At 65.3% G+C, this 23,415-nt stretch carries 13 protein-coding genes, 1 tRNA gene and 1 pseudogene; 6 read left to right on the top strand and 9 right to left on the bottom strand.

Annotation, left to right across the window (positions count from 1 at the left end; genetic code table 11):
- The first annotated feature begins 57 nt into the window (after positions 1 to 57).
- The 3 genes from L1277_RS02530 to L1277_RS02520 all read left to right on the top strand — a co-directional run bounded on the left by L1277_RS02530 (position 58) and on the right by L1277_RS02520 (position 3,883).
- Complete coding sequence (locus L1277_RS02530) at positions 58 to 390, top strand: hypothetical protein (RefSeq protein WP_253374769.1); 333 nt, start codon at positions 58 to 60, stop codon at positions 388 to 390.
- A 339-nt stretch (positions 391 to 729) separates the two neighbouring features.
- A complete protein-coding gene (locus tag L1277_RS02525; protein ID WP_253374768.1) occupies positions 730 to 2,094 on the top strand; it encodes a peptidoglycan DD-metalloendopeptidase family protein in 1,365 nt (454 codons plus the stop codon).
- A 313-nt stretch (positions 2,095 to 2,407) separates the two neighbouring features.
- Entirely contained in the window at positions 2,408 to 3,883 is a 1,476-nt protein-coding gene (locus L1277_RS02520) for an HNH endonuclease signature motif containing protein (protein WP_253374767.1), read from the top strand.
- Positions 3,884 to 4,020: 137 nt separating this feature from the next.
- Here L1277_RS02520 and L1277_RS02515 read toward each other — a convergent pair.
- The 5 genes from L1277_RS02515 to L1277_RS02495 all read right to left on the bottom strand — a co-directional run bounded on the left by L1277_RS02515 (position 4,021) and on the right by L1277_RS02495 (position 10,348).
- Positions 4,021 to 4,094, bottom strand: a tRNA-Met gene (locus L1277_RS02515).
- A 50-nt stretch (positions 4,095 to 4,144) separates the two neighbouring features.
- Positions 4,145 to 5,179: a zinc-dependent alcohol dehydrogenase family protein gene (locus tag L1277_RS02510; RefSeq protein WP_253374766.1), complete on the bottom strand. Its 1,035-nt coding sequence runs from the start codon at positions 5,177 to 5,179 to the stop codon at positions 4,145 to 4,147.
- The gene (locus L1277_RS02505; protein ID WP_253374765.1) at positions 5,179 to 6,153 is read right to left on the bottom strand and encodes a methyltransferase domain-containing protein; all 975 of its coding nucleotides are present in this window, start codon (positions 6,151 to 6,153) and stop codon (positions 5,179 to 5,181) included. The genes L1277_RS02510 and L1277_RS02505 overlap by 1 nt, the downstream gene beginning before the upstream one ends.
- Before the next feature lie 22 nt (positions 6,154 to 6,175).
- Positions 6,176 to 9,112: a UPF0182 family protein gene (locus L1277_RS02500; protein WP_253374764.1), complete on the bottom strand. Its 2,937-nt coding sequence runs from the start codon at positions 9,110 to 9,112 to the stop codon at positions 6,176 to 6,178.
- 84 nt (positions 9,113 to 9,196) lie between these two features.
- Entirely contained in the window at positions 9,197 to 10,348 is a 1,152-nt protein-coding gene (locus tag L1277_RS02495) for a S16 family serine protease (RefSeq protein ID WP_253374763.1), read from the bottom strand.
- A gap of 119 nt (positions 10,349 to 10,467) precedes the next feature.
- Here L1277_RS02495 and L1277_RS02490 point away from each other — a divergent pair, with 119 nt between their 5' ends.
- Positions 10,468 to 11,838, top strand: coding sequence for a zinc-dependent metalloprotease (locus L1277_RS02490; RefSeq protein ID WP_374110146.1), 1,371 nt, complete (start codon positions 10,468 to 10,470; stop codon positions 11,836 to 11,838).
- A gap of 64 nt (positions 11,839 to 11,902) precedes the next feature.
- Positions 11,903 to 12,712: pseudogene (locus L1277_RS02485) on the top strand (hypothetical protein); the annotation flags it as partial.
- Here the strand turns inward: L1277_RS02485 and L1277_RS02480 are convergent.
- Both L1277_RS02480 and nudC read right to left on the bottom strand, forming a co-directional pair.
- Positions 12,684 to 14,432 carry an ATP-dependent helicase gene (locus tag L1277_RS02480; RefSeq protein ID WP_253374762.1) on the bottom strand — a complete coding sequence of 583 codons (1,749 nt, stop codon included), beginning with the start codon at positions 14,430 to 14,432 and terminating at the stop codon, positions 12,684 to 12,686. The pseudogene L1277_RS02485 and the gene L1277_RS02480 overlap by 29 nt on opposite strands.
- Positions 14,429 to 15,520, bottom strand: coding sequence for an NAD(+) diphosphatase (gene nudC, locus L1277_RS02475; protein WP_253374761.1), 1,092 nt, complete (start codon positions 15,518 to 15,520; stop codon positions 14,429 to 14,431). Before nudC ends, L1277_RS02480 begins: the two co-directional genes overlap by 4 nt.
- A 95-nt stretch (positions 15,521 to 15,615) precedes the next feature.
- On the opposite strand from nudC, the gene L1277_RS02470 reads away from it, so the two are divergent.
- Positions 15,616 to 17,019, top strand: coding sequence for a phosphotransferase (locus tag L1277_RS02470; RefSeq protein ID WP_253374760.1), 1,404 nt, complete (start codon positions 15,616 to 15,618; stop codon positions 17,017 to 17,019).
- Here L1277_RS02470 and L1277_RS02465 read toward each other — a convergent pair.
- Both L1277_RS02465 and L1277_RS15740 read right to left on the bottom strand, forming a co-directional pair.
- Complete coding sequence (locus L1277_RS02465) at positions 16,923 to 20,216, bottom strand: ATP-dependent DNA helicase (protein ID WP_253374759.1); 3,294 nt, start codon at positions 20,214 to 20,216, stop codon at positions 16,923 to 16,925. The two genes, L1277_RS02470 and L1277_RS02465, sit on opposite strands and share 97 nt — an antisense overlap.
- Positions 20,213 to 23,368 (bottom strand): UrvD/REP family ATP-dependent DNA helicase, encoded by a 3,156-nt coding sequence (locus tag L1277_RS15740; RefSeq protein WP_253374758.1) that lies wholly within the window; start codon positions 23,366 to 23,368, stop codon positions 20,213 to 20,215. The genes L1277_RS02465 and L1277_RS15740 overlap by 4 nt, the downstream gene beginning before the upstream one ends.
- Positions 23,369 to 23,415: the final 47 nt, after the last annotated feature.

The raw sequence follows: 23,415 nt of genomic DNA, 5'->3' as shown, positions 1-23,415 counted from the left end.
GAGAACACAGTTCGTCGCGGTTCTCCGGATCGCTCCTCTCTCGTGCAGAATGAGTGCATGGGATACCTCGTCTACGGCGATGGCACGGAATACGAAATCGATGACCGCGCCCTCGCACACCTCAAGATCGTTATTGGCTCGAAGCTCCGCCGACAGGAGGGATTCTTTGTCAGCTGGGAGCACCGGCCAGAAGACGGATCCGGCCGTGTCTCGGTCTGGGTGTCCCCCGCTATCCCAATTCAGTTCCGCTTCGTCGGCAGCAAGCCACCCCAGCTGAACCGCCACTGGCTCGAGGTTCTCGCCGACTCGTCGTTCGGCCCCCGTGGTCTTCACCTCGTCAGCGAGGCCGACGCAGACAAGATGCCACCGGTCAGGCCGGGATCGGCTTAGAAACCCCTGTGCATGTGGTCCGGGGATGCACGCATCCCCGGGCCCGGGAAATGGCCGGTCCGTTGCGTAGAGCGCACATTTCGAACACGTCACGACCGTCGCATCCCGCAAAAACGGTACAAACTTGCACAAACGTGCGTTACCAATCTGTTACAAATTTCGAAAACGAGATGCAAATAGTTGCGATTTAGCGTAACCTCGGACGAGTCCAACGGCCTCCCAGTGCCACAGGACCTCGCGTGAGGTGCCTCTTGTCGTCTCCTCACGGGACGAACTTGAACCACGCTGAATGACGACGCAATTCGAACGAATTGTCCCCGAGGCCCCGGAGAACACACTTTGGCGAATACTGCTGCCCCCCTGTCATCGAACGGCTCATCGACCCCTCGAGACACCGAGCAGCAGTCGCCTACCCAGGCCACTCTTCCCAGCCGCCGCAGCCTCCGCATGCAGGCAGCGTTGCAGGCGGAAGCAGCACTTCGGGCCGAACAGGCTGTCGCAACCTCGGTAGCTCACTCAGCCGAAGCACCCGTCGCCACCGAGTCGCCTGTCGTTACCGAGGCGCCCGTTCTTCGCCGCCGTCGGGACCGCAGGGCGGCGTCAGCGGTCGCGCAGACCAGTGAAACCACCACAGTTTTTCCCCCGGCCACCGCTCGTGACGCTGCACCGCAGCCGTTGACCATCGACGAAGTTGCGCTCCCGACTCCGGCGTGGACCGACTCGCCCGAGGACGTCCGTGCGGAAAAGGTATCGAGCGTTGCCGCCGACTCCTCCTCCGAGGCCACGCGCAACGAGCCCCCCGTGCTCGCCAATGACAACTGCGCTCACCTGGCAGCCGCATTCATCGCCCCGCCTTCCGCTGCACACCCGCCGCGGGCGACCGCCCGTCGCCTGTCGGCCGACACCGCGATCAATTCAGCGGTTTCCGCCGCAGCCGTCGCCCAGGACACCGAGAACGTCGTACCGACCGAGCGCAAGAGCCGGTGGAGCACTCTCCGCTCGACGAGCATCGTGGCACTCGCTGTCCCCGGACTCCTCGCGACCATTGCTCTCCCGGCATACGCCTTCGCTCCGGCTGACGGTGCCGTGGCCGATGCCAACAACCAAATCGTGAGCCAGGCCGTCAAGGGTCAGTCGCTCACGGTCAGCGACCAAGTCACGCTCGCACAGCTCGAGCGTGACGGATACTCGGCAACAAGCGCCGAGGAACTTGACGCCCAGTACGCGTCGAGCACCTACATCTTCGACGGAACGTCGACCATGGCCGCGTACCTCGCCCCCTCAGCAAGTGGCTGGTGGCGTCCGCTTCCCGGCGCGATCACCTCCAAATACGGTCCTCGTGGACTGATCTGCAACAGTGTCGGCTGCTCCAACTCCTTCCACGAAGGAATGGACTTCGGCGGCGCATGCGGTACCCCTATCAAGGCAACCGCTCCTGGTCGCGTGACATTCGTCGGTAACGCTGGAGCGTTCGGAAACCGTGTAATCATCGACCACGGCGAGGGCATCGAGACCATCTACGGACACATCCTGAGCGGCTCGTTCAAGGTTGCCGTTGGTGACACGGTCGCCGGCGGAGACGTCATTGCTGAAGTCGGAGCTACCGGCGTTGTCAGCGGATGCCACCTTGACCTGAAGGTGAACGTCGACGGCGAGCACACGAACCCCGCTCCCTTCCTCCGCGAGCACGGCGTCGTCGTCTAAGACGTTTTCCCCGCGTTCGGGTCGTGCGGTGTGCCGGTACACCGCCGGTGCGGCCTGCGGGCGTTCTGAGGCATCCGGTTGGCAGGTTTTCTTGCGATGCCGGATGCCTGTGATGCGCTTACGCCATGAGCACCCGAGCGAACCGCCGTCAGAGCCAATCTAAGGCCTGCGCCTGCGGACAAGTCGATGTCAGAGGTGGGTGGTGTACTCAATTCATGGACATCGAAGTTCGACACTCACTTCCCCGCACCACAGCGGTGTGCACGTCCCCGACTCCCCTGCCTGCCCGTGACGACGGTGGTGTCGGGTTGTCATGACTGCTCCGGTGAGTGCGTTTGCGTCGGTTCCTCTGGAGCCGGAGGGGCAGGCTGCGCTCACCGGGTTGTTGCAGCATTTGGGTCAGGTGCTCGAGGTTGTCGATGTGGACCATCTTGACCGGCTATCCGGCGACGAACTGCTGACCCAGATGGGGCAGGTCGCTCACCTGATGCGGGGTAGCGAAGCGGCTCTTGCCGCGCTGAGTGCTGAGGTCGCGGTCCGATCCGACCCCACCCGGGGCAGTGAAGGCCTCGCTGCCCGGTTGACGTATCAGCGTCCATCGCAGTTGATCGAGGTGATTACCGGGCTGTCAGCGGCATCCGCTGGCAGGTTGATCCGGGTCGGGCAACGCACGTGCGTGCGGGTCAGCGACGCAGGCCTACCGTTACCGCCGTTGTTCCCCACCGTCGGTGCGGCGTTGCACGACGGGTTGATCGGGATCGAAACGGCGGAATACATCACCCGTGAGCTGTCGCTTGCTGCTCCTCGGGCTGAGGTGGAGCATGTGCGCATCGCCGAGCAAGAACTCGTCGGGCAGGCCACCGGCGCCGGTTTCCGGCCCGGTCTGCCATTATCGGCGGATCTGATCGCGATCCAGGCCCGGCAGTGGCGTGAACGCCTGGATGCGAACGGAATCGAACCACGGTCGAGGAGAGCGTTCGAGAAACGTGACTTCTGGGTTGCCCGCAACGAGATCGACGGGTTAGTGAAGTTCGGCGGTCAGGTCACCATCGATGTTGGCGCGAAACTGCACGCCCTATTCGACGCAATACTGAACCCGCGCACCGGGCCCCGCTTCCAACCCAACGGCGACAGCGGCGAGAACGGGGGGAGCGCTGGTGCCGACACTGACACGACGGGAGAAGACTGCTCTGAGCCGGCTTCGGTTGCGGACAGCGCGCGGAAGGGTCGGCTGGAGGATCCGCGAACGGCGGGACAGAAGCGTGCTGACGTGTTCGCTGCAATGATCGACTCCCTCGCCCGCTCCGGCGACGTTCCGTCCGTGTCTGGCGCATCACCGACCGTCGTCGTCACCGTCACCGCCGACGTCCTTGCCAGCAACACGGGCACCGGTCAGATCGTCGGCATAGACAGCCCTGTACCGGTATCCACGATCCGGCAAATCCTCTGCGACGGCGCCGTGTTACCCGTCTTCCTCGACCCCGACGGCACCGTCGTCGCACTTGGCAACAAACAACGCGAGTTCACCCGCACCCAACGCATGGGCATGATCGCCCGAGACGGCCCCACCTGCGCCATGCCAGGCTGTCAAATCCCCGCAACCGGGTGCGAAGCACACCACGTCATTGAACACAGCCAAGGCGGCCCGACCCATATCGACAACGGTGTCCTGTTTTGCTGGTTCCACCACCGCATGGTCGAAACCGGAATCTTCACCGTCACCATGGTCAACGGCACCCCCATCATCACCATCGCCGAAACCATCCGCCGCAAGCCCTACTTCCAATAACCACGGTGCGTTGTCAGAACTGCGCGCATCCTGTGACCGGATGATCCGACTGACTGCGACATCCTGCGCATTGCCGGACTGGGCGCTCGGGAGCAAAGCAAAAGGCCCGGAATCTTCACGATTCCGGGCCTTTATTGTTGCGGGGGCAGGATTTGAACCTACGACCTCTGGGTTATGAGCCCAGCGAGCTACCGAACTGCTCCACCCCGCGGCACAAGAAATGACTATAGCACGGGATTTTCGACGGCGCCAATCGAGAGCTCAAGACACGATCGACCAGGCCTTAATTGCACGTCTTTCGTCCATCGCCCGATACCCCTCGGGCAGCGAATCAAACTCCACTCGGTAATCGAAAACCTCGCCCGGGCGGACTGAGCCGGCGAGGACGTCGGGCAACAACTGCTCGGCATAGGATCGTGCCGGCGCGACTCCCCCTGCCAGTCCAACGTTCCGTCGGAACATGGCCCCGACGGGAACCTCGACGCCGTGCGGGACCCCGACGAAGCCGACGATGGATCCAGCCCGCGCCACGCGGAAAGCGGTCGTCATCGACTGACCCGTGCCCACGCACTCGAGCGTCGCGTCCGCCCCAACGCCACCGGTGAGATCCAGCAGTTCTGTGACCGCGTCATCCCCTCGCGTGGCGATGATGTCGGTGGCACCGAACCGCATGGCGAGCCGTTGCCGGTCGGGGTACCGCGAAAAAGTGATGATCCGTTCCGCCCCCAAACGCTGTGCGGCCAGTACACCGGATAAGCCCACTGCACCGTCACCGACGACCGCGACGGTCGCCCCCGGCCCCACACGAGCCGACACAGCGGCGTGGTGGCCTGTCGCAAAGACATCCGAGAGCGACAGGAGCGACGCGATCATCGTTTCGTCCGGTCGCCCACCGGGAACGGTCACGAGGGTGCCATCGGCGAGAGGCACCCGCACGAACTCACCCTGCCCGCCTCCGGTCGCTGCGTCCCAACCACCGCCGTGCATGCAGACACTCGAGAACCCATGCACACAGTTGGCGCAGGTGTTATCGCTCCACTGAAACGGAGCGATAACAAAATCGCCGCGGCGGACAACCGAGACTTCGCGGCCGATCTCTTCGACCACACCGACGAACTCGTGGCCGATCGGCGTTCCCGCCAGCCGTTCCGTTTCGCCCCGGTACGGCCACAGGTCGCTCCCGCAGACACACGTCGCCACCACCCGCACAATCGCGTCGGTCGCTTCTACGGGGGTCGGCTCGGGGCGGTCGACGACGCTCACGTCGCCTGGCGCGTTGAACTGCACGGCACGCATCAGCGCTCTCCGCCCGGCTTCGACGCGACGACCTCGAGTGCGAGTGGCAGCCACGGCGTACCGTCCGGCCAGCCGAACATCCCGTCGCCGGTCGGCACGAGTTGGTCGAACATCTTCCACGGCACTTCGAAGTGCTCCCCCAGCTTGTCGATCTGCAAACCGGCCTCGAGCAGCGCCCCGACGATCTCGCTGGTGGGGTGCGCCCACTCCCACGATCGGGTGTGCGTGAGTACGGCGTCGCCGTCAGCGTAGTCATCCGCTTGATCAAGAATGAGGGGATTGCGATCACCGTAGGGGTATGCAAATTCAGGCAGAGGAGCCGACGGTGAGCTGGTCGAGTCGAACACCATCGCTGCAGGGTGGCCGTCGGCGAAGTAGAGGGTTCCTCCCGGCGCGAGAAACCACTCGATAATCCGGGCCCACTCGGCCACGTCTGGCAGCCACCCAATCGTGCCCCAGGTCGTGAAGACCACGTCAAAGGAATCGGGTTCGGGGAGCGCATGTCGCGCGTCGTAGAGGTTCGCGATGAGAAAGCGGGTCCGTTCGGCGAGGCCCACGTCCGCTGCCAGGGCGCGGGCGGCTCGGATCGCTGGCGGGGAGAAATCGAGACCGATGACGGATGCTCCGCGTTGCGCAATCGTCAACGTGTCGGCACCGAAATGGCACTGAAGGTGCAGCACCCGTTTGCCGTCGAGCCGGAAACGTCCGTCGTCGCCGGGGAACAGTCCCTGTAGCTCAGCTTCATCGATAGGCGTGAGTCGACCGTCCCCGGCCCGAAGCGCGGACTGGTCGTAGAAGTCGCTGGCCAGGTGAAGGGGAACGCGCTCGTCCCACTGGGCTCGGTTGGCGTCCAGCCACTCGCCGTCGCGCGGGTTGATGGACACCGCGTGCGGCTCATCAGCGCCATCGAGCGAAGTGACGGACGCTGCGCGCGGGTTAACGGACTGTGGGGTGGGGAACGAATTCTCGATCACCACCCCACGCTATCGCGTACCGCTATTCGTTGATCAGGGCAATTGCCTCAGCGATCGCCTCGGACAGCCGGGTGTCGGCCTCGCCGTAGGCCGTCCAGTCGCCAGCCTGCAGTGCGGCGTCGCGGTCGGTCATGGCGGTCTTGGCCTTATCCAGTGCTGCCTTGAGTGCGGCGTCCTGGGCGGGGTCTCCGGTTCCTGAACCACCGTCGGTGTTTCCGTCACCCGCGTCGGTGCCTGTGTCAGTGCCACCGTCCGTGTCCGGCGCAGTGACGGGTTCCTCGCTCGGGGGCGTGTTGGTGTCACCGGCGGTCGCTCCCGAGTTGCCGCCAAACAGCGAGTCGAGGGCTTCGTCGAGGGTGTTCTCGAAGGCGATCTGGTCACCGAATGCGACCAGTACCTTCTGCAGCAGCGGGTAGCTGGTCTCACCCGTGGACTGTACGTACACCGGCTGAACATAAAGCAGTCCGCCACCGACCGGGAGCGTCAGCAGGTTACCGTTGAGCACCTTCGACTGCCCCTGCTTCAGCAGGTTGATGAGGGATGACACCTCGGGGTCGGTGTTGAACGCGTTCTGCACCTGGCCCGGACCGGGAACCGTCGCTTCCTTCGGGAGCGTCAGAAGCCTGAGCTTTCCGTAGTCTTTCCCGACCGTACCGTCGGTCGCACCGGCGTCAGCGTCCACCGCGAGATATCCGGTGAGCACGCTCGATGCGCTGTCTCCGGTTCCGCGGGGCACGAAGGTCGAGTACAGCGAGAAAGTCGGCGATTCCTGGCCGGGCATCTGCAGGGTCAGGTAGTACGGCGGCTGCAGGAGGTTCTGAGCTGCTTCAGACTGCGGGTCGGCCGGAGTCGACCACGCGTCAGTCTTCGAGTAGAACTTGCCTGCATCAGTCACGTGGTACTGACCGAGGATCGACCGCTGAACCTTGAACAGGTCCGCCGGGTAGCGAACGTGGCTCATCAGGTCACCGCTCATCTTGGAGATGGGCTCGATCGTCGACGGGTAGATCTTCTGCCAGGTCTTGAGGATCGGGTCCTCGGTGTCCCAGGCGTACAGCGTGACGGAACCGTCGTAAGCGTCGACTGTCGCCTTCACCGAGTTGCGGATGTAGTTGATGTTGTCGAGCGCGAACTGCTGGTCGTTGTTTTCACTGTCGGCGATGGCCGTCGAGAGTCCGACCGTACGTGAGTAGGGGTACGCATCCGACGTGGTGTATCCATCGACGATCCAGACAACGCGACCGTCAACAACGCTCGGGTACGGGTCGGAGTCGAGCGTCAGGTACGGCGCGACCTTCTGCACGCGGGTCGACGGGTCGCGATCGTAGAGAATCTGCGACTTGTCGGTCACTGCGTCGGAAAGGAAGATCTGTTCTGACTGGAACTTCAGGGCGTAGACGAGCTTGTTCAGTACGCTGTCGAGTTTCGGACCACCGTCACCATCGAAGGTGTTGTAGGTCTCCGATGCACCCTCGTCACCCGACGGGTAGTCGAGTTCCACCGGCGATGCGTCAGCGGGAGCGCCAACGATCGAGTAGTCGGGAGAGGCCTCGCCGAAGTAGATGCGCGGTTCGAAGTCGCCGAGGGCACCGGTGGTCGGAATACCGGACTCAAGGAAGACCGGCTGACCGTCGACGGAACGCTGGTTTCCATAAGCGGCCACCAGACCGTATCCGTGCGTGTACACGAGCGTGTTGTTGACCCAGTTGTCGGTGGCGTCCTGCTTGAGCTCACGCAGGGCGATAACGGTGTCCTGGCTCTCGCCGTTGATCGAGTACCGGTCAACGTCCAGGTCCGCCGAGAACGCGTAGTAGTTCTTGAACCGTTCGAGCTGCGAAATCGACGGGCTCACGAGAGCCGGGTCGATGATTCGAATGGATGCAGTGGTTTCGGCATCTTCACGAAGCGCGCCAGCCGTGGCATCCGTTGATGCATTGTAAGGAATCTCTTCGACGTCATCGACGTCGTACGCATCACGGGTGAGGTCGATGTTGCGCTGGATGTACGGCTGCTCGAGGCTCTTCGCGTTCGGGTCAACCTGGAACCTCTGCACGACCCAGGGGTATGCGGTTCCGATGAGCAGGCCGGCGACCAGAAGCAGTGCCGTACCGACGACCGGCAGGCGCCAGCGGCCGATGAAGGCCGTGATGAAGAAGAACACCGCGACGAGGGCGGCGATGCCAGCAAGAATGACCCGGCCCGGAATAGTCGCGTTGTCGTCGGTGAAGTTGGCACCGGTGATGAGGTCACCGGTTTGGTTGAGCGTGACGTACTGATCGAGCCAGATCGAGACAGCCTGGAGAGCGAGGTAAAGCCCGGCAAGCACAGCGATCTGGATGCGGGCGGCCTTCGAGATTCGAAGCTCACGGCCCGAGGCGTGGATCGAACCGTAGAGGTAGCAGACCGCAACGGTGAGAAGCGTGGCGAGCAGGATGACGGCGGAGGCGAAGCCCACGAGGCCCCGGTAGAACGGCAGCTCGAACATGTAGAACGACACGTCGAGGCCGAACTGAGGGTCGGTGCTTCCTGCGGAGGTGCGGTTGAACCACATCCAGACTGTTTCCCAGCGGGTGGCCGTTGAGAATCCGGCGAAAAGTCCGAGCAGTGCGGGGATGCCGTAGGTTGCGGCGCGGCGCAGCGGCTCAACGAGTTCCTGGTAGCGGTCGAGCTGGCTCGAGAGCTTCGCGTAAACCGGGCGCAGGCGGTAGGCCAGCTGGATGGCGACATAGACCGGGACGGCCATGCCGATGAAGCCGACGACGAACATGATCGCTGAGGCATACCACTGCGTGGTGAGGACGTTCGTGAAGCCAACCTGCTGGAACCAGAGGAAGTCTGAGTACAGCCCGGCGAAGATGAAGAACGCCACGACGAGCGCTCCGACCACCGCTGCGGTGATCGCCAGGGGCGCTCGAGATCTATTCGGTGCTGTGGAGTTGGAAGATGTAGCGGAAGTCACTTTTGGCCTCTGTCGATACTCGGTCGGAATTCCAGTCTATTGGGCACTTTCACCGGCCCGAGCTGGGAAGGGCACGGTCACCGCTCACTCACAGGTAGGCAGGGCGTCAAGTCCCGACTCGTCGGCGATCGCATCGAGCGCGGTGACGGCCTGCTCAAGCGTGCCCACGCTGAAGACCCGAATGCCGTCGGGGACATGTCCAACGACCTCGGTGCAATTCGACTCGGGAGCAAGGAAGTAGCGTGCTCCTGCGTCTCGGGCCCCAAACAGCTTTTGCCGAATGCCGCCGATGGCACCCACCGTTCCGCTGGCGTCGATTGTGCCGGTTCCCGCAACGTGCTGGCCGCCGTTGAGTTCGCCCTCGGTGAGCTTGTCGATGATGCCGAGTGCGAACATCATTCCGGCGCTTGGTCCACCAACATTGTCGAGCTGGATGGTCACGTCGATCGGGAAGTCGTAGACCATTTTGGTGGCGACGCCAATGATGCCGGTCTCAGTGCCGTCGGCGGCGGTGGCCGGCGTCGGCGTGATCGAAATGTTCATCGGGACTCCCCCACGCACAATGCCGAACACGGCTGCTGCTTCGGTGCCGTTTGCGGCGATGGCGGCACGGAGCGACGGGAGATCGGAGACCGCTTCCCCGTTCACGCTGACGAGCTCGTCGTCGACCTTGAGCTGGCTATCGGCGGGAGTGCCCTCGGCCACCTGCCCAACGGTGAGCTGGGCTGGAAAGTCGTAGCCGAGCGTCGACAGCGCGGCGGCCACGGCGTCCTGTTGCGAGTCCACCATGAGTGCCGCGTTCTCGGCATCGCGTTCCTCGGTGGTCTCGCCGACCGGGAAAATCGCCTCAAGCGGCACTACTGTCTTGCTCGGGTTGAACCAGGCGAGGCTGATTTCAAACCAGTTGGGTCGCTGCTCGGGGTTACCCACCGCCTGGACGGTGAGCATATCGAGTGCACCATCGGTCTCGAAGGTTTCGGCGCCGTCCACCGTGATCATCGGGACCGTCTTGTCCTTGACCTCGACACTGCCCAGGGTGTTGAAAACCGGACCGGGCTGCTGGATCACGTACGACGTTGGCCAAAGTGCCAGCACGAGCACCACGAGGAACGAGATGCCCAGAGCGAGCCAGCCTCGGCGGGAGCGGATGCGGGCCCGCTCGGCTCGGGCGCGCTCAGCGGGAGTTGCCGCGTGCTGTTCGTCGGTGTCCGATGGCGTCGGGGGAAAGAGGGTCACTGCGGCCTTTCGTGCTGTTCGCGGCGGGCGGACACCAGCAGGGGGAAGCCACGCGAAACTCAGAGGTTCACGCACTAGCGTAGATCGAGCAACCGCACGATGTCTGAAAGGTGGCCTCAGTGCCCGACGTACCTGACAACAATCCCGAGGACGAGTTCCGCGACATGCTGCGGGATTTCCTGTCCGGGAAGGGCGGGGTCGATCCGAGCCAGCTTGCTGGCGCCGCAGGCCTGCCCGCCGATCCGGCCAGCATCCAGGCGATGCTCGGCCAGCTGCAGAACGCCATGCGCGGAGCAAGTGACGGCGGTATCAACTGGCAGGTCGCCACCGACCAGGCCGTTCAGATCGCGACGGCGAGCGCTGTTCCCACGTCGCCCGAGCAGCGCGCCCAGCTCGACCAGGCCTTCCACATCGCAGCCCTCTGGCTCGACGATGTGACCCAGATCACCGAGCTCACGAGTGTTCCCAAGCTGATGACCCGCGGCGAGTGGGTCCGAGCCACGATGCCGGTCTGGACCCAGCTCGCTGAGCCCGTTGCCACGAGCATCTCTGACGCGCTCACTCGAGTGTTGAGTGAGCAGGCGCCCGAGGAAATGCAGAGCATGGTGCAGGGCGCGAGCAGCCTGCTCCGCAGCATCGGCGGTGCGCTCTTCGCCATGCAGCTGGGACAGGTGGTTGGCCAGCTGTCGAAGGAAGTGGTCTCCGGCGGCGACATCGGCATTCCGTTGCTCGACGACAACCAGGCCGCGCTCCTCCCCCAAAGCGTCGCGGCGTTCGGCGAAGGTCTCGACATTGCCGATGACCAGGTGCAGATCTATCTGGCGGTGCGCGAACTCGCGCACGCGCGACTCTTCCGGCACGCACGCTGGTTGCGGTTGCACCTGATTTCGTCCATCACTGAGTTTGCCCGTGGCATCCGTATCGATACGGAACGTCTCGAGGGACTCGCCGACAGCTTTGACCCCGCCAACCCCGAAGAGTTGCGCCAGGCAATGGTCGACGGGTCGCTGATTCCGCCGAAGACTGACGCTCAACTCGCGACGCTGGCTCGACTGGAGACCACCCTCGCGCTCGTTGAGGGCTGGGTCGACGTGGTTACCGGGGCTGCCACGTCGCGGTTGCCGAAGTCTGACGCTGTCGCCGAGACCGTGAAGCGTCGCCGGGCGACCGGTGGCCCCGCGGAGTCTGCGTTCTCCACGCTTGTCGGCCTCGAGCTTCGCCCTCGTCGGTTGCGCGAGGCTGCGGCGATGTGGCAGAAAATAACGGATGCTGTCGGTAACGAACAGCGGGACTCCCTGTGGTCGCACCCCGATCTCATCCCCTCGGCTGGCGACATCGACGACCCGACGTCTCTGATCGAGCGGCTGGAGGCGCGTGCCCGCGGCGAGGTGCCCGAGCCCGATGAGTTCGACACCGCGCTCGAAGACCTGCTCCGCGGGGAGAGCGGCGGATCGCTCGGCTCGAACGACGAGACACCACCGAACGTCTAGCCGGAGACCGCTCGACCCGGGCTGTTGTGGATAACTTTTTCGGCCGCAACCGCGCTGCGGCAGGATGTCGAGCATGTTCCTTCGACTCGATCCGCACTACCCCGTGGTGTGGCGAGACACCACGTCGATTCAGATCGGCGCCGAAACCCCGGTGGCCACACTGGTCGACGTCAGCCGACCGTTTGAACAGATCATCGGCGCGCTGATGGCCGGTGTCAGCCGCGAGGAACTCGATCGGCTGGCCCTCAAAGTTGGTCTTCCTCCCGGAGAACTGCCCGAGTTCCTCGAACGGATCTCACCCGCCCTGAGCCCGGAACCGTTTCGGTCGAGCGACGGGGCGTGTGTCGTCGAGGGCACAGGCCCAACCGCGCAGCTGGTTCGTGATTTGCTGGCCAGCGCCGGGTTCACGAGCACGGCATCCACCAACGCAGGGTTCAGCAACGCTGGGTACGCGAACACCGGGTACGCCAACGCGGGGTCCGCTCACGCGGATGCGTTCCGACCGCGTCGGCCACGGCTGGCGATTCTCGTTGCGAACCATGTGCTGGAACCGAGCCGGTACATCCGCTGGTTGAGCCGCGACATCCCGCATCTTGCCGTGGTCTACACCGATACCGGGGTGCGGATCGGACCACTGGTCGAGCCGGGTGTCGGCCCGTGCCTGCACTGCCTGGCCCGGTGGACCGCCGACCGTGATCCGGCGTGGCCGGCCATCGCCTCACAGCTCCTCGGGCAGGGTGCGGTGTCGGAACGCGAGCCGCTCGTCAGCACCGTTGCCGGGCTCGCCGTGCGGCTGGTGGAGGCCCGGCTCAGGAACGGCAGCTCAGACCTCGCCTTCGCGAGCGTCAGTTTCGACGCGAATTCGTTGACGGGTCGCCGCGTCGAGCACCGGCAACACCCGGATTGCGGATGCCGATCTCTGTCAGGAACCGAGACCGTTCCCGAAGCTGAGACCCGCGGCCCGACTGCTCCCCCCATGACAGGAAGAGCCGCGACCGCGCTCGGGTGATTCCGACGTAGAGCAAGCGCCGCTCCTCGTCGATCTGCTCGAACGTTTTCGCGTAACTGATCGGCACGAGGCCCTCGCTGAGCCCAGGGAGGTACACGACGTCCCACTCGAGGCCCTTCGCCGAGTGCAGCGTCGCGAGGGTGACGGCAGACACCGTGGGCTCGTGCTGGCCGGCCTGGCGTTCAAGCAACTCATCGGTGAACTGCCGGAACGTGGTGCCAGCGGGCATCTGATCGACGAGACCCATGATGGCGTTGAGCGATTCCCACTTGTCCCGTACCGCGCCGGCGGTCTCGGGTGCGGTCTGGGTCCAGCCCAGCGAGCGAAGCACGTCAGACACCGACTTGAACAGCGGTTCGCCGGTGACCGACACCGAGGCGCCGCGTAGGGTGAGGATCGCCTGGCGCACCTCGGGCAGCTCGAAGAACCGCTTGCTTCCGCGCAGCAGATACGGCACTCCCACATCGCTGAGCGCGGTCTCCAGCGCTGCGGCCTGCACGTTGATGCGGTAGAGGATCGCGATGTTCTCCGGCTTGACGCCCGAGGCGATCTGGGCGAGAACCGACTGCGCGATGCCACGCGCCTCGGCCAGGTCGTGCGGGTACGCGGTGATTTCCGGAGTCGGCTGGGCTTCAGCGGACCGGTGAGCTTGGAGCGTGAGCGCACCCGTTCGTCCGCGCATCAGCCGGTTGGCGGTGTCAACGATCTGCGGCGTCGACCGATAATTGTGTTCGAGACGCACGACGGTGGCATCCGCATGTCTCGAAGGAAAATCGAGAAGATAGTCGCTCTTCGCGCCGGCGAAGGAGTAGATGGTCTGGCTCGCGTCACCGACCACGCAGACGTCGTTGCGGGCGCCGATCCACAGGTCCAGGAGCTGCTGCTGAAGCGGCGACACGTCCTGGTACTCGTCAACCACGAAGAACCGGTACTGCTCGTGAACCTGCAGGGCGACGGCGGGCTCCGTTTCGATCATGCCCGCGCAGGCGAGGAGCACGTCTTCGAAATCGAGCTGCTTGCGCTCGTCCTTCAGGTCTTCGTAGGCCTGCTGCATGTCGGCGACCTGTTCGCCGGTGAGGCCCTGCGGCGCCGGCCGGCCCGCTGCGGCGTACTGTGCGACGCTCAGGCCGGACACCTTGCGCCACTCCACCTCAGCGGCGATGTCTCGCAGGGTCGCCGTGTCGAGTTTGAGCCGCAGCCGTTCTGCCGCGTGACCGAGCATCCGGCCCTTGCTGTTGATGAGGGCGGGCATGGTGCCGCCAACCGTGTGCGGCCAGAAGTAGTTGAGCTGGCTGAGCGCTGCGGCGTGGAAGGTGCGGGCATGCACCGATCCGGCGCCGAGGTGGCGGAGTCGCCCCCGCAGCTCAGCGGCCGCGCGGTTGGTGAAGGTGAGCGCCATCACCCGGTTGGCCGCGTAGGTTCCTGTCGCGACTCCGTATGCGATGCGGTGCGTGATCGCCCGGGTCTTGCCGGTGCCGGCTCCGGCGAGAATGCAGACCGGTCCGCGCAGGGCTTCGGCCGCGACTCTCTGGTCGTCGTCCAGCCCGGCGAGGAGCGCTGATGGTTCGGTGACGGATGCCGTCATTCGGTCGTCCCCGGTGCCGAAGCGTCGGTCGGAGGGGCTGGCTCGGCCTCGGTTCCGGAATCCGCCTCGGTGATGGGGTCGGTGTGCGCAGCGTCCTCTGCCTGCGTCAACTCCGATCGGGTGGTCGCGGCCCGCGCGGCCTCGTCCAGTGACGGGCCGCCGTCAGCGGCAAGCCAGTGTTCGATGAGGGCTCGAGCGATCGAGGTGGAGCCGGGAAGCAGCAGGGTCGACGCCTCGGCCCGAAGGTCGTTTCGGCTGAGCCAGCGCAGGTCGACGATCTCGGCGCCGTCCGGTTCGATTGCTGCCGGGTCCTGGCCGGGGGCCACCCGGGCGGAGAACCCGAGCATGATCGACCGTGGGAACGGCCAGGCCTGTGAGCCGAGATAGTGCGGGTCGGTGACGTGCAGCCCGGCCTCCTCGAGAATTTCGCGGATGACGGCCTGCTCGAGCGACTCTCCGGCCTCCACGAACCCGGCCAGCAGAGAGTACCGGCCTTCGGGCCAGAGAATATTCGAGCCGAGCAGGAGGCGGTCGTCATCGTCGAGAACGAGAACGATGATGGCCGGGTCGGTGCGGGGGAAGATCTCGTTCTTGCACGCCAGGCAGCGCCGGGCCCATCCGGCACTCTGCGGTTGAGTGGCTGACCCACAGCGGGGGCAGAAGGCGGAGCTCAGGTGCCAGTTGGAGAGGGCGACCGCTTCGGTTCCGAGGCTCGAGAACGGCTCGCTGAGGAGCGGTGCCGCCGTGCGGAACGTGACCCACTTCTCCTCATCAGCTTCGAGAGCCCGGGCAACGTCGTCGGGAGCGATGGCGAGCACCACGCGTGTTCCGGTGGGAAGCGATGGGGCGTCAACCAGTGTGCGTCCGAGGTAGGCAAGCGTCGAGTCGCCCACCGGGACGTCGGCCGGGAAGAATCGCATGTCGTCGCCGTCGAGAAGCAACCGTCCCCGCCACAACACGAGGACGCGGGAGGCCGGGTCTGTCGCGAGTTCGGCGAACAGATCGGGACGTTCCCTCAGATCAGCGTCGCGGTCTACGGCGCTCGGTGTCAGCGGGAGATCAGCGAGTGCGGCAGGAATCAACGACATACACTCCGGTTCAGAAGGGCGTGGCGTGTGGCTGCCACGCCGCTCGGCGACCTAACCTAGATGCCATGGCCAGATCGCATCTAACTCTAGCCGCGTTGGCAACATCAGCTGTCGCGGACCTGCAGCTCGTAGGAAGCGGCCCGTTCGGTCACGGCCAGACCGGCGACTTCGATTCGGCGCTGTTGCGCACAACAGACGATCGTGAACTCGTCATCCGTGTTCCCGCCAACGAGCAGTCGGCGAGTGACCAGTCGGTCGAGTTGATTGCGCTCTCCGCCATGACCGCCGGAATCCGCAGCCGCCTGCCGTTTGACGTACCAACGGTGCAGGGCCAGGCATCGATCCGCGGCACCCGGGCCGTCGTGTACGACTACCTTCCGGGATACAACGTCGACGCCGCACGCATTCCTGCCGGTGACGGTGTCGCCACCTCGATCGGCGCGGCCATTGCCGCCATTCACTCGCTTCCCGGCTCGTTCGTTGCGGAGGTCGGGCTGCCGGCGCTGACCGCAGCAGATTGCCGCACGGCGGCACACAACATCATCGAACGCGCCGCGGCGACTCGGCTGCTTCCCGCGGCTGTGAAGCAGCGCTGGACCGACGCGGCCGCAGACGACGCGCTCTGGCAGTTCCAGCCGACGGTGATCAACGGCTCGCTGAGCGCCGAGTCGTTCGTCATCACTGACCACGAGGTGGGTCCCATCGTGACGGGCGTCATCGGCTGGGGTTCCCTGCGCGTTGGCGACCCGGCCCGCGACCTGCACTGGCTCAGCGGCGCGGGCGAGGCCGCAGACAGCGTCCTGGCCGCCTACCGGTTGAGCGCCACCCGGCACCCTGACCGCCTGATCAGCCAGCGCTCAATGCTTCACGCCGAACTCGAGCTCGCTCGCTGGCTCCTGCACGGTGTCGACACTCGTGACCAGCAGGTCATTGATGACGCCGTTTCGCTGCTCGATGGACTGGTCGACCATGTGCTTGGCGATCTCATGCACCCGTTGTCACCGCAGACCGGTCCGATCATGGCCGTCGCCGATGTCGAAGAGATGCTCGCACACACGCCCCAGACACGCGGTTCCGCTCCGTCGTCGAGCGGTATCGCCATGGAGACCGACAGCTACGACCGCTCACAGCTCGAAGAAGCGCTAGCTGCGGATGATGCCGGCCGGAGCACGCGCGACGAAGACACGAACGCGAATTCTTTGTCGAACACGGATGCGATCGAGACCGGCCCCATCAACCTCGTCAGCGTGCAGCAGGCAGCCGCGGCGTCTCGGGTCGCGCAGGATGCGGACCACCCAACCGCCGATGCCCGTTCGCGCCCGGCGAGTTCGGCTGGCACCGCCAGCCCTGCGAGTTCGGCCGGCACTGCGAACTCGTCCGGCTCCGACTCGGCGCCGGACGCCTACACCGCCGAACTGGACTTCTCGACACTCGAGGCAGCGGAGTCGGGGGAGATCACTCCGTTGACCCAACGTCGACCGAGCTCGTCAGCCGAGTAGAGGTTCTCCGGCCGCAGCACCAGGTCGTCAGCGACGTAGTAGAACACGGCGTCGATGAGCTCGGGATCCACACCCTTCCACTCGGCGTAGGCCTGGCGGTACAGGGCAAGCTGGAACTGGCGTTCGTCGAGCTCAGTGGACGTCTTCGGTGCGCGACCAGTCTTCCAGTCCACGATCTGGAACCGCCCGTTGCGCTCGTAGACGGCGTCGAGCTTGCAGATGATGATCTGCCCTTCGAGCACAAAGTTGATTTCGCGCTCGACGTCGATCGGCTGGAGGTCGGCCCATTCGGAGGCCTCAAACGTGCGTTGGAGCGCCTGCAGGGCGTCGAGCTCCTGCTGCTCAACGGGCATGAGCGTGCCCTCCCCCGTGCCCGAGCCTGAGTCGGGATCACTGTCAAGTTCAAACCGGTCGGCGTCGAGGCTCTCCTGCCCACCGGCGATCCCCGACCGCTGTTCCACCCAGCTGTGGAACAGGGTGCCGAGCCGGGTTTGGCGGTACGGCTTCTCTGGAAGGGGGCGACGTAATCGCGCTGCCAGCCCCGCAGCATCCGTCACAAAGTCCTTAAACCGGGAAGCGGGTACCCGGTCAGGCATCGCCACATATTCTTCGGTGTGCAGGCGGCGGCGACGTTCGGCCAGCAACAGGTCAATGTCGCCCGACCACGGAGTGTCTCCGGCAGGGTCAGCATCGCGCACCGCGGCGGCCGCTGCGTGCACGGCGTCGGCGCGGGCTCCGAGCGGGTTGAGCGGCCACACCACGAACTTCTCGTCGGCCGCCAACGGGTTTTCTTCAGCCTGCGGGCGCTCGGGAAGCTCATCGCAGGATCCCGGTACGGCGTCGACGATCTCGGTGAGGAACGCACCCGGGCCGCGAGGTTGCTTCTGTGCTGCCCAGAACGAGCCGGTCACCAGGAGAGCGTCCTTGGCGCGCGTGACCGCCACGTAGGCCAGCCGGCGTTGCTCAGCATCGTTTCGGGCGTCGAGATCGCTGCCGAACTGCGCATAGGCGTCGTCAACGTCGGCTTGGGTGGCCGCTCCACGCCAGGCGAAGACCGGAAGCTCATGGCGGTCACCGCGGAACTCGAACGGCAGCTCGCCGAAAGCCGTCCAACCACGCTTGCTGCGCAGGGGCGACGGCAGCTCACCGGCGACCATCCGAGGAACGACGACACTGTCCCACTCCAGTCCCTTCGAGCCGTGGATGGTGAGGATCTGCACAGTGCCAGGCTCGGGGTCCTCGCCGCGGGGGCTGAGGTTCTCGCGCTGCTCCGCGTCGGCAAGCCAGGACAGGAAGGAGCCGAGGGAGCCGCTTTCGTCGAGAGAGAGGTACGACGAAATCTGTTCGGTGAACTCATCAAGGCTGGGCTGGCCGAGTGGCGACTGGTCGTTCGCAGCAACCTCGATATCGAGCAGGAACTCTTGCACGACGAGGTTGACGAGGTCGTACAGGTCGAGTCCGGAGCGTCTGCGGAGTGCGGTCAGTTGGCGAGACGCCGCCCGCATGCGCTCAAGCCCTGTCTCGCTGAACTGTCGAAGCGCTGTGTGGGTCGCCGGCGCGGTCTGCAGGAAATCAAGGGCGTCAACGATGGACTTGCCGTCGTCAGAGGAGGCCGATTCGAAGAGCTTTTGCTTGACCTCAGCGGAGATGGGCTGTTGCGACAGGTCGCGGTCGGCGAGCCAGCGCGCCAGCGAACTGAGCGCCTGGATATCTTTGGCTCCGATACGCCAGCGCGCCCCGGTCAACAGTCGGATCAACTCGCTGCCTGCGGTGGGGTCGTTGAGTACCCGCAGTGCACAGACCAGGTCGACGATGACCGGTTGCTCGAGAAGTCCAGCAACGCCGAGGATGTGGAAAGGAACGTTGTGGCGGGCCAGCGCTTCGGTGAAGACCGTGACGTTCTTGAGCGACCGGCACAACATGGCGGCGCTGCGGCGTGAGCCGTTGGCGGCCGGCCGTTCGAGCTCGGCGGCGAGCCAGCCGGCCACGACATCGGCCTCGTCGACGACCGTCTCAGGGAAGAGAACGCGAACGTCGCCGTTACCGGACCACGGCGGCGACGTGAGTCGCTGCACCGGAACGGAGGCGGCAACCGGCAGCGGCGCGACGATGGCGTTGGCCGCGTCGAGAACACGGGCCGAGTTGCGCCAGCTGGTGGAGAGAGCGAAGGTGGCTGCTCCCCCTGCACGGCCAAAGTCCTCGGCGAAGCGCGCGAGGTTGGCGCTTGACGCTCCCCGCCAGCCGTAGATCGACTGGTTGGGATCGCCTACGGCCATCACGGCGTGACCGGAAAACAGCATGGCGAGCAGGTCGGTTTGCACAACGGCGGTGTCCTGGTACTCGTCGAGAATGACGACCTTGAACCGGGCGCGGTACTCGTCAACCACGCGAGGCACCCGGCGGCAAATCTCCAGCGCGAGCGACACCTGGTCGCTGAACTCCATGTATCCACGGCGGTGTTTTTCATCCGCGAACTTCTCGGCGAGGTCGAGAAGGACGCCCAGCGCGCTGACGTCGCGCACCGAGTCGGTCACGCACGCAAACGGTGTCTTCTTGGAACGAGTGCCATCGTGAATATCGAGGGCTGCGATACCTGCGAATTCCTCGGAGAAGTGCCGAATGGCATCCGTTCGATGTGAAATATCGTTGTCGCTCAGGGCATGGCTGAGTGAGATGACCGCTGCGGTGATCTGGTCGACGCTCTTGTCCAGGGCGGGGAGCCGCTCGTCGGTGCTGCCCACGACGATGGACCGGGCGAGCCGCCAGGCGGATGCCTCGGTAATGACGGTCTGGTCGGGCTCACGACCGATGAGCCGGGCATACTCCCGAAAGAGACTGCTCGCAAACGAGTTGTATGTCGCGATGGACGGCGCTTCGAGCACGTCGATGTCGGCAGCCTCGTCGGTGTCGGCAATGGCGTCCTGCAGCTGACCGATGCGTTCGCGCACCCGGGTGGCGAGCTCACCGGCGGCCTTACGGGTGAAGGTGAGGCCGAGGATTTCAGGAACGCGAAGGTAACCGTTGGCGAGCAGCCAGACGATGCGGTTAGCCATGGTTTCGGTCTTACCGCTGCCCGCTCCCGCGACAACCAGGGCCGGGGTGAGCGGCGCCTCAATGACCGCAACCTGCTCGTCTGTGGGCGACGGGAGCGAGAGAAGCCCGGCGATGTCGCGGGCGGAGTAGGTCGGCCGGGTCATGCGGACACCGCCGCCACGAGGTGGATTCGGTACATGAAACCTGCTTTCGGGTCTCGTTCGTCAAGGTCTTGCACGCCGACGAACTCGGCGGCGGCCATGCCGGTGCCTGCGGCAACCACGCGCTCGGCGAAATCGGCTCGCTGCTCGTCGGTCATCGCTTGCTGGGCGAGCACCTTGTAGGACTTCCCCCTCGCTCCGCCAGACACGTACAGCAGGGCTGCTCCGCCCGATGCATCGTCGGCCGACGTGCCCTCGATCGCATTCGCGGCGAGAGCGAGCTGGTAGCCGCCCAGTTGCGGGTTATCGGCGACCTGGGACTTTGTCGGCGCATTCTTGCCCGTCTTGAGGTCAACGATGACAACCTCACCGTTGGGCATCCGTTCGACCCTGTCGATTTTGCCAGACAGGGTGACCTGCCCGAGTTCAACGGCGAAGGTGCCCTCGGCGCTGATCGTTTCACTTCCGGCCGCGAGGAAATTGGTGAGGTACTGGCTCAGCCCCTCCACCAGTTGGTGCGTGGTACGTCGCTGCCGCTCCGCCAGCCACGGTGACTCGAAGTACAGCTCCGACCAGTGTGCGTCGATCTGTTGCCACAACGCTTCGACGCTGACGTCGGCCGGCGTCAGTTCGCCCGCGGGAATGTGACCCGCATGCTCCATGGCGGCGTGTACGACGGTTCCGATTCCAGCGGCAAGTCCCGATGGGGCAGCGGCCATGGTATCGATGAACCAGGCGAGCGGTGATTTCTCGAAGGTTTCGAGCTTCGACGGCGAGACCGATACCCGGGCGTCAGGATCGGTGAGGTCGACGAGCGGTTCGGTCGTCGACGGGTCGAGCAACCCGTACCACTCCCTCGGGTCGGCGCCCGGAACGCCTTCGGCCGCAAGCCTGGCCAGCGCCTCGGCCGCGCCCGCATCACCGGTGGTCACCAATCGCCTTCGGAGAACACCCACCATGCCTCGAAGCGATAACGGATGCCGCGCGTCAGCCGTTCGACGCACCTCACTGGCGCGAATGGCTGGGAAACGAAGGAAAGCCGAAGGCTGCTCGTCGTCGTTCACGACGGCGCTGAGCACGACCTGGTGGCGGGCCCGAGACACCGCGAGGGCGAACATCCGCAGCTCGTCTGACATCACCTCGGCGCGGGCGTCCAGATCGGCGACCGGCAATCCAGCGGCCACCTGGCTGAGTTGCTGCGGGTACAGCAGGGTGCCGCGCACCTGTGGGTTGGGCCAGGCACCGTCCTGGAGCCCGGCGACGACGACCACGTCGAACTCCGCACCGACCACACCGCTCGGTGTTCCGATGAAGACGGCGTCGCTCGCGGCCTGCGGCGTCAGGGAGTCTTCAGGCACCTCAGAGGCGAGTACCTCGTCGATGAACCTGCCTGCGGGCTCGGCGGGGTTCCGTTCCACAAAGCGCTTGGCAGCGGTGAACAGCGCCATCACGCTGTCGAGGTGTCGGTTGGCCTCGTCAGCGGCCAATCCTGAGCCCAGCGCTTGCGCTGACCAGGACGCGGCCAGGCCGCTGCGCTCCCAGAACAACCAGAAGAGTTCTTCGACGCTGGCGCCTGCCGCTCCTTCGGAGGTGGCCTGAGCCAAAGTTGTCGCGAATCGACCCACAGCGCGGGCGGCCGCAGAGTCGATGGTGGCGAACCGCCCGGGCTGAGCGACCGCGTCGATCAGCAGGTCGTCGCCGGAGCGATTTCCTCCGCCGGCGATTTCCTCGTGGCGGAGGGCCAGCCGTACCCGTCGAAGCGCAACCGGGTCGAGTCCGCACAGTGGACCGGTGATCAGGCGTGTGAGAAGGTCGGCGTCGGGCTGCATGCGGCCGAGCGCCAGTGCGACAGCGTCGATGAGCTGGCCTGACGCAAACTCAGAACGGATGTTACGCCCGCCCGCCGGGGTTGAGGTCGGCACTTCGGAGAGGGCGAGCGAGCGCGACAGCTGTGGAATCGTCGCGCCGGAGCGCACGATGATTGCCATCCTCCGCCACGGGATGTCACCGAAGAGATGGTGCTCACGGAGCACACGCGCGAGCGCCTGGTATTCCGCGGCTGTTGACGTTGCCTCGACCCGGAGAACCGGTGGGATGACGGCTTCGTCGACGTCAACACCCTCGGTGGCCGCCGCCGCCGCCGAGCGATGAACCACAGTGCCCGCAGCGCCGACCCGACTGGTGATCTGTTGCACGACCGTGCGGAGGCCCGGCCCGTGCCGGTACACGGTGCTCAGCGTCAGCGCAGTCACGGGTACCCCGAGGGTTGCGCCGAGTGAACCGAGTGCGGCCGGATCCGACCCGCGGAACGTCGTGGCCGCAACGTCAGGATCACCGAAAGCAGCCACGGATACACCGCGGCGGGCGAGCACGCCCAGGAGGGTGAGCGCACTGCTGCCCTGCTCCTGCAGGTCGTCGACCACAACGAGTCGAATACCCTCCAACCCGAAACCGCGGCGCAGCTCGGCCGTGGCCTGGGCGATGAGCTCCGCTGAGTCGAGGTACTGCGTGCCGAAACTGTCGACGACGCGCTCGTACTCGTCGATGAAACGGGCGGCCGCGACCCACTCCTCGCGTCCGTGTGCCCGGCCGAGGCCGGCGAGCGATTCGGGGCGGAGCCCCGCTTCGACGGTGCGCATCATCAGCTCGCGCAATTCGGTGCGGAAGCCCTTCAGCCGGCGAACGTCGGCAACCAACGGGTCGGGCCATGCAGGTCCTGTGCCGTCAAGCTCATGCCCGGCGAGCATCTCGGCAAGCACGGTGTCTTGCTCGGCTCCGGTGAGCAGCCTCGGGGCGTCATACCCCTCGAGCGCCGCTCGAGCGCCGACGATGGAGAACGCGACCGAGCTCAAGGTCCGGGCGAGCGGGCCCGGGGTCGGAACGCCGATTCGCAGGGCCAATCGGTCACGCAACCGTGCAGCAGCACGCCGGTTCGGAGCGAGGACAAGCACCTCGCCCGGATTGTATTCCCGGTGAAGAATGCGATCGGCGACGAGTTCGACCACGGTGGTGGTCTTCCCGCTGCCGGGCGCTCCTGACACAGCGGCGGACGCACCGTCAGCCAGGTTCACGGCCGCTCGCTGTGATTCATCGAGGGAAACGGTGTCGCTGACGGTGTGAACGTCGCGCTCGATCTGGAATCCTCGAATAGCCACACGACCACGCTATTCGCCACCACCGACATCCCCCGGACGCACCGCCG

It is taken from the genome of Okibacterium sp. HSC-33S16 (assembly GCF_024171565.1).
Taxonomy (GTDB): Bacteria; Actinomycetota; Actinomycetes; order Actinomycetales; family Microbacteriaceae; genus Mycetocola_A.
Note: the sequence above shows the minus strand (reverse complement) of the source record. Positions and strands in the feature narration are given on the sequence as shown.

Excerpts from the sequence above, each read along its gene's own strand:
- L1277_RS02530 (WP_253374769.1), top strand. The coding sequence starts at position 58 with ATGGGATACCTCGTCTACGGCGATGGCACGGAATACGAAATCGATGAC.
- L1277_RS02520 (WP_253374767.1), top strand. The coding sequence starts at position 2,408 with ATGACTGCTCCGGTGAGTGCGTTTGCGTCGGTTCCTCTGGAGCCGGAG.
- L1277_RS02510 (WP_253374766.1), bottom strand. The coding sequence starts at position 5,179 with ATGCGTGCCGTGCAGTTCAACGCGCCAGGCGACGTGAGCGTCGTCGAC.
- L1277_RS02480 (WP_253374762.1), bottom strand. The coding sequence starts at position 14,432 with ATGACGGCATCCGTCACCGAACCATCAGCGCTCCTCGCCGGGCTGGAC.
- nudC (WP_253374761.1), bottom strand. The coding sequence starts at position 15,520 with ATGTCGTTGATTCCTGCCGCACTCGCTGATCTCCCGCTGACACCGAGC.
- L1277_RS02465 (WP_253374759.1), bottom strand. The coding sequence starts at position 20,216 with ATGACCCGGCCGACCTACTCCGCCCGCGACATCGCCGGGCTTCTCTCG.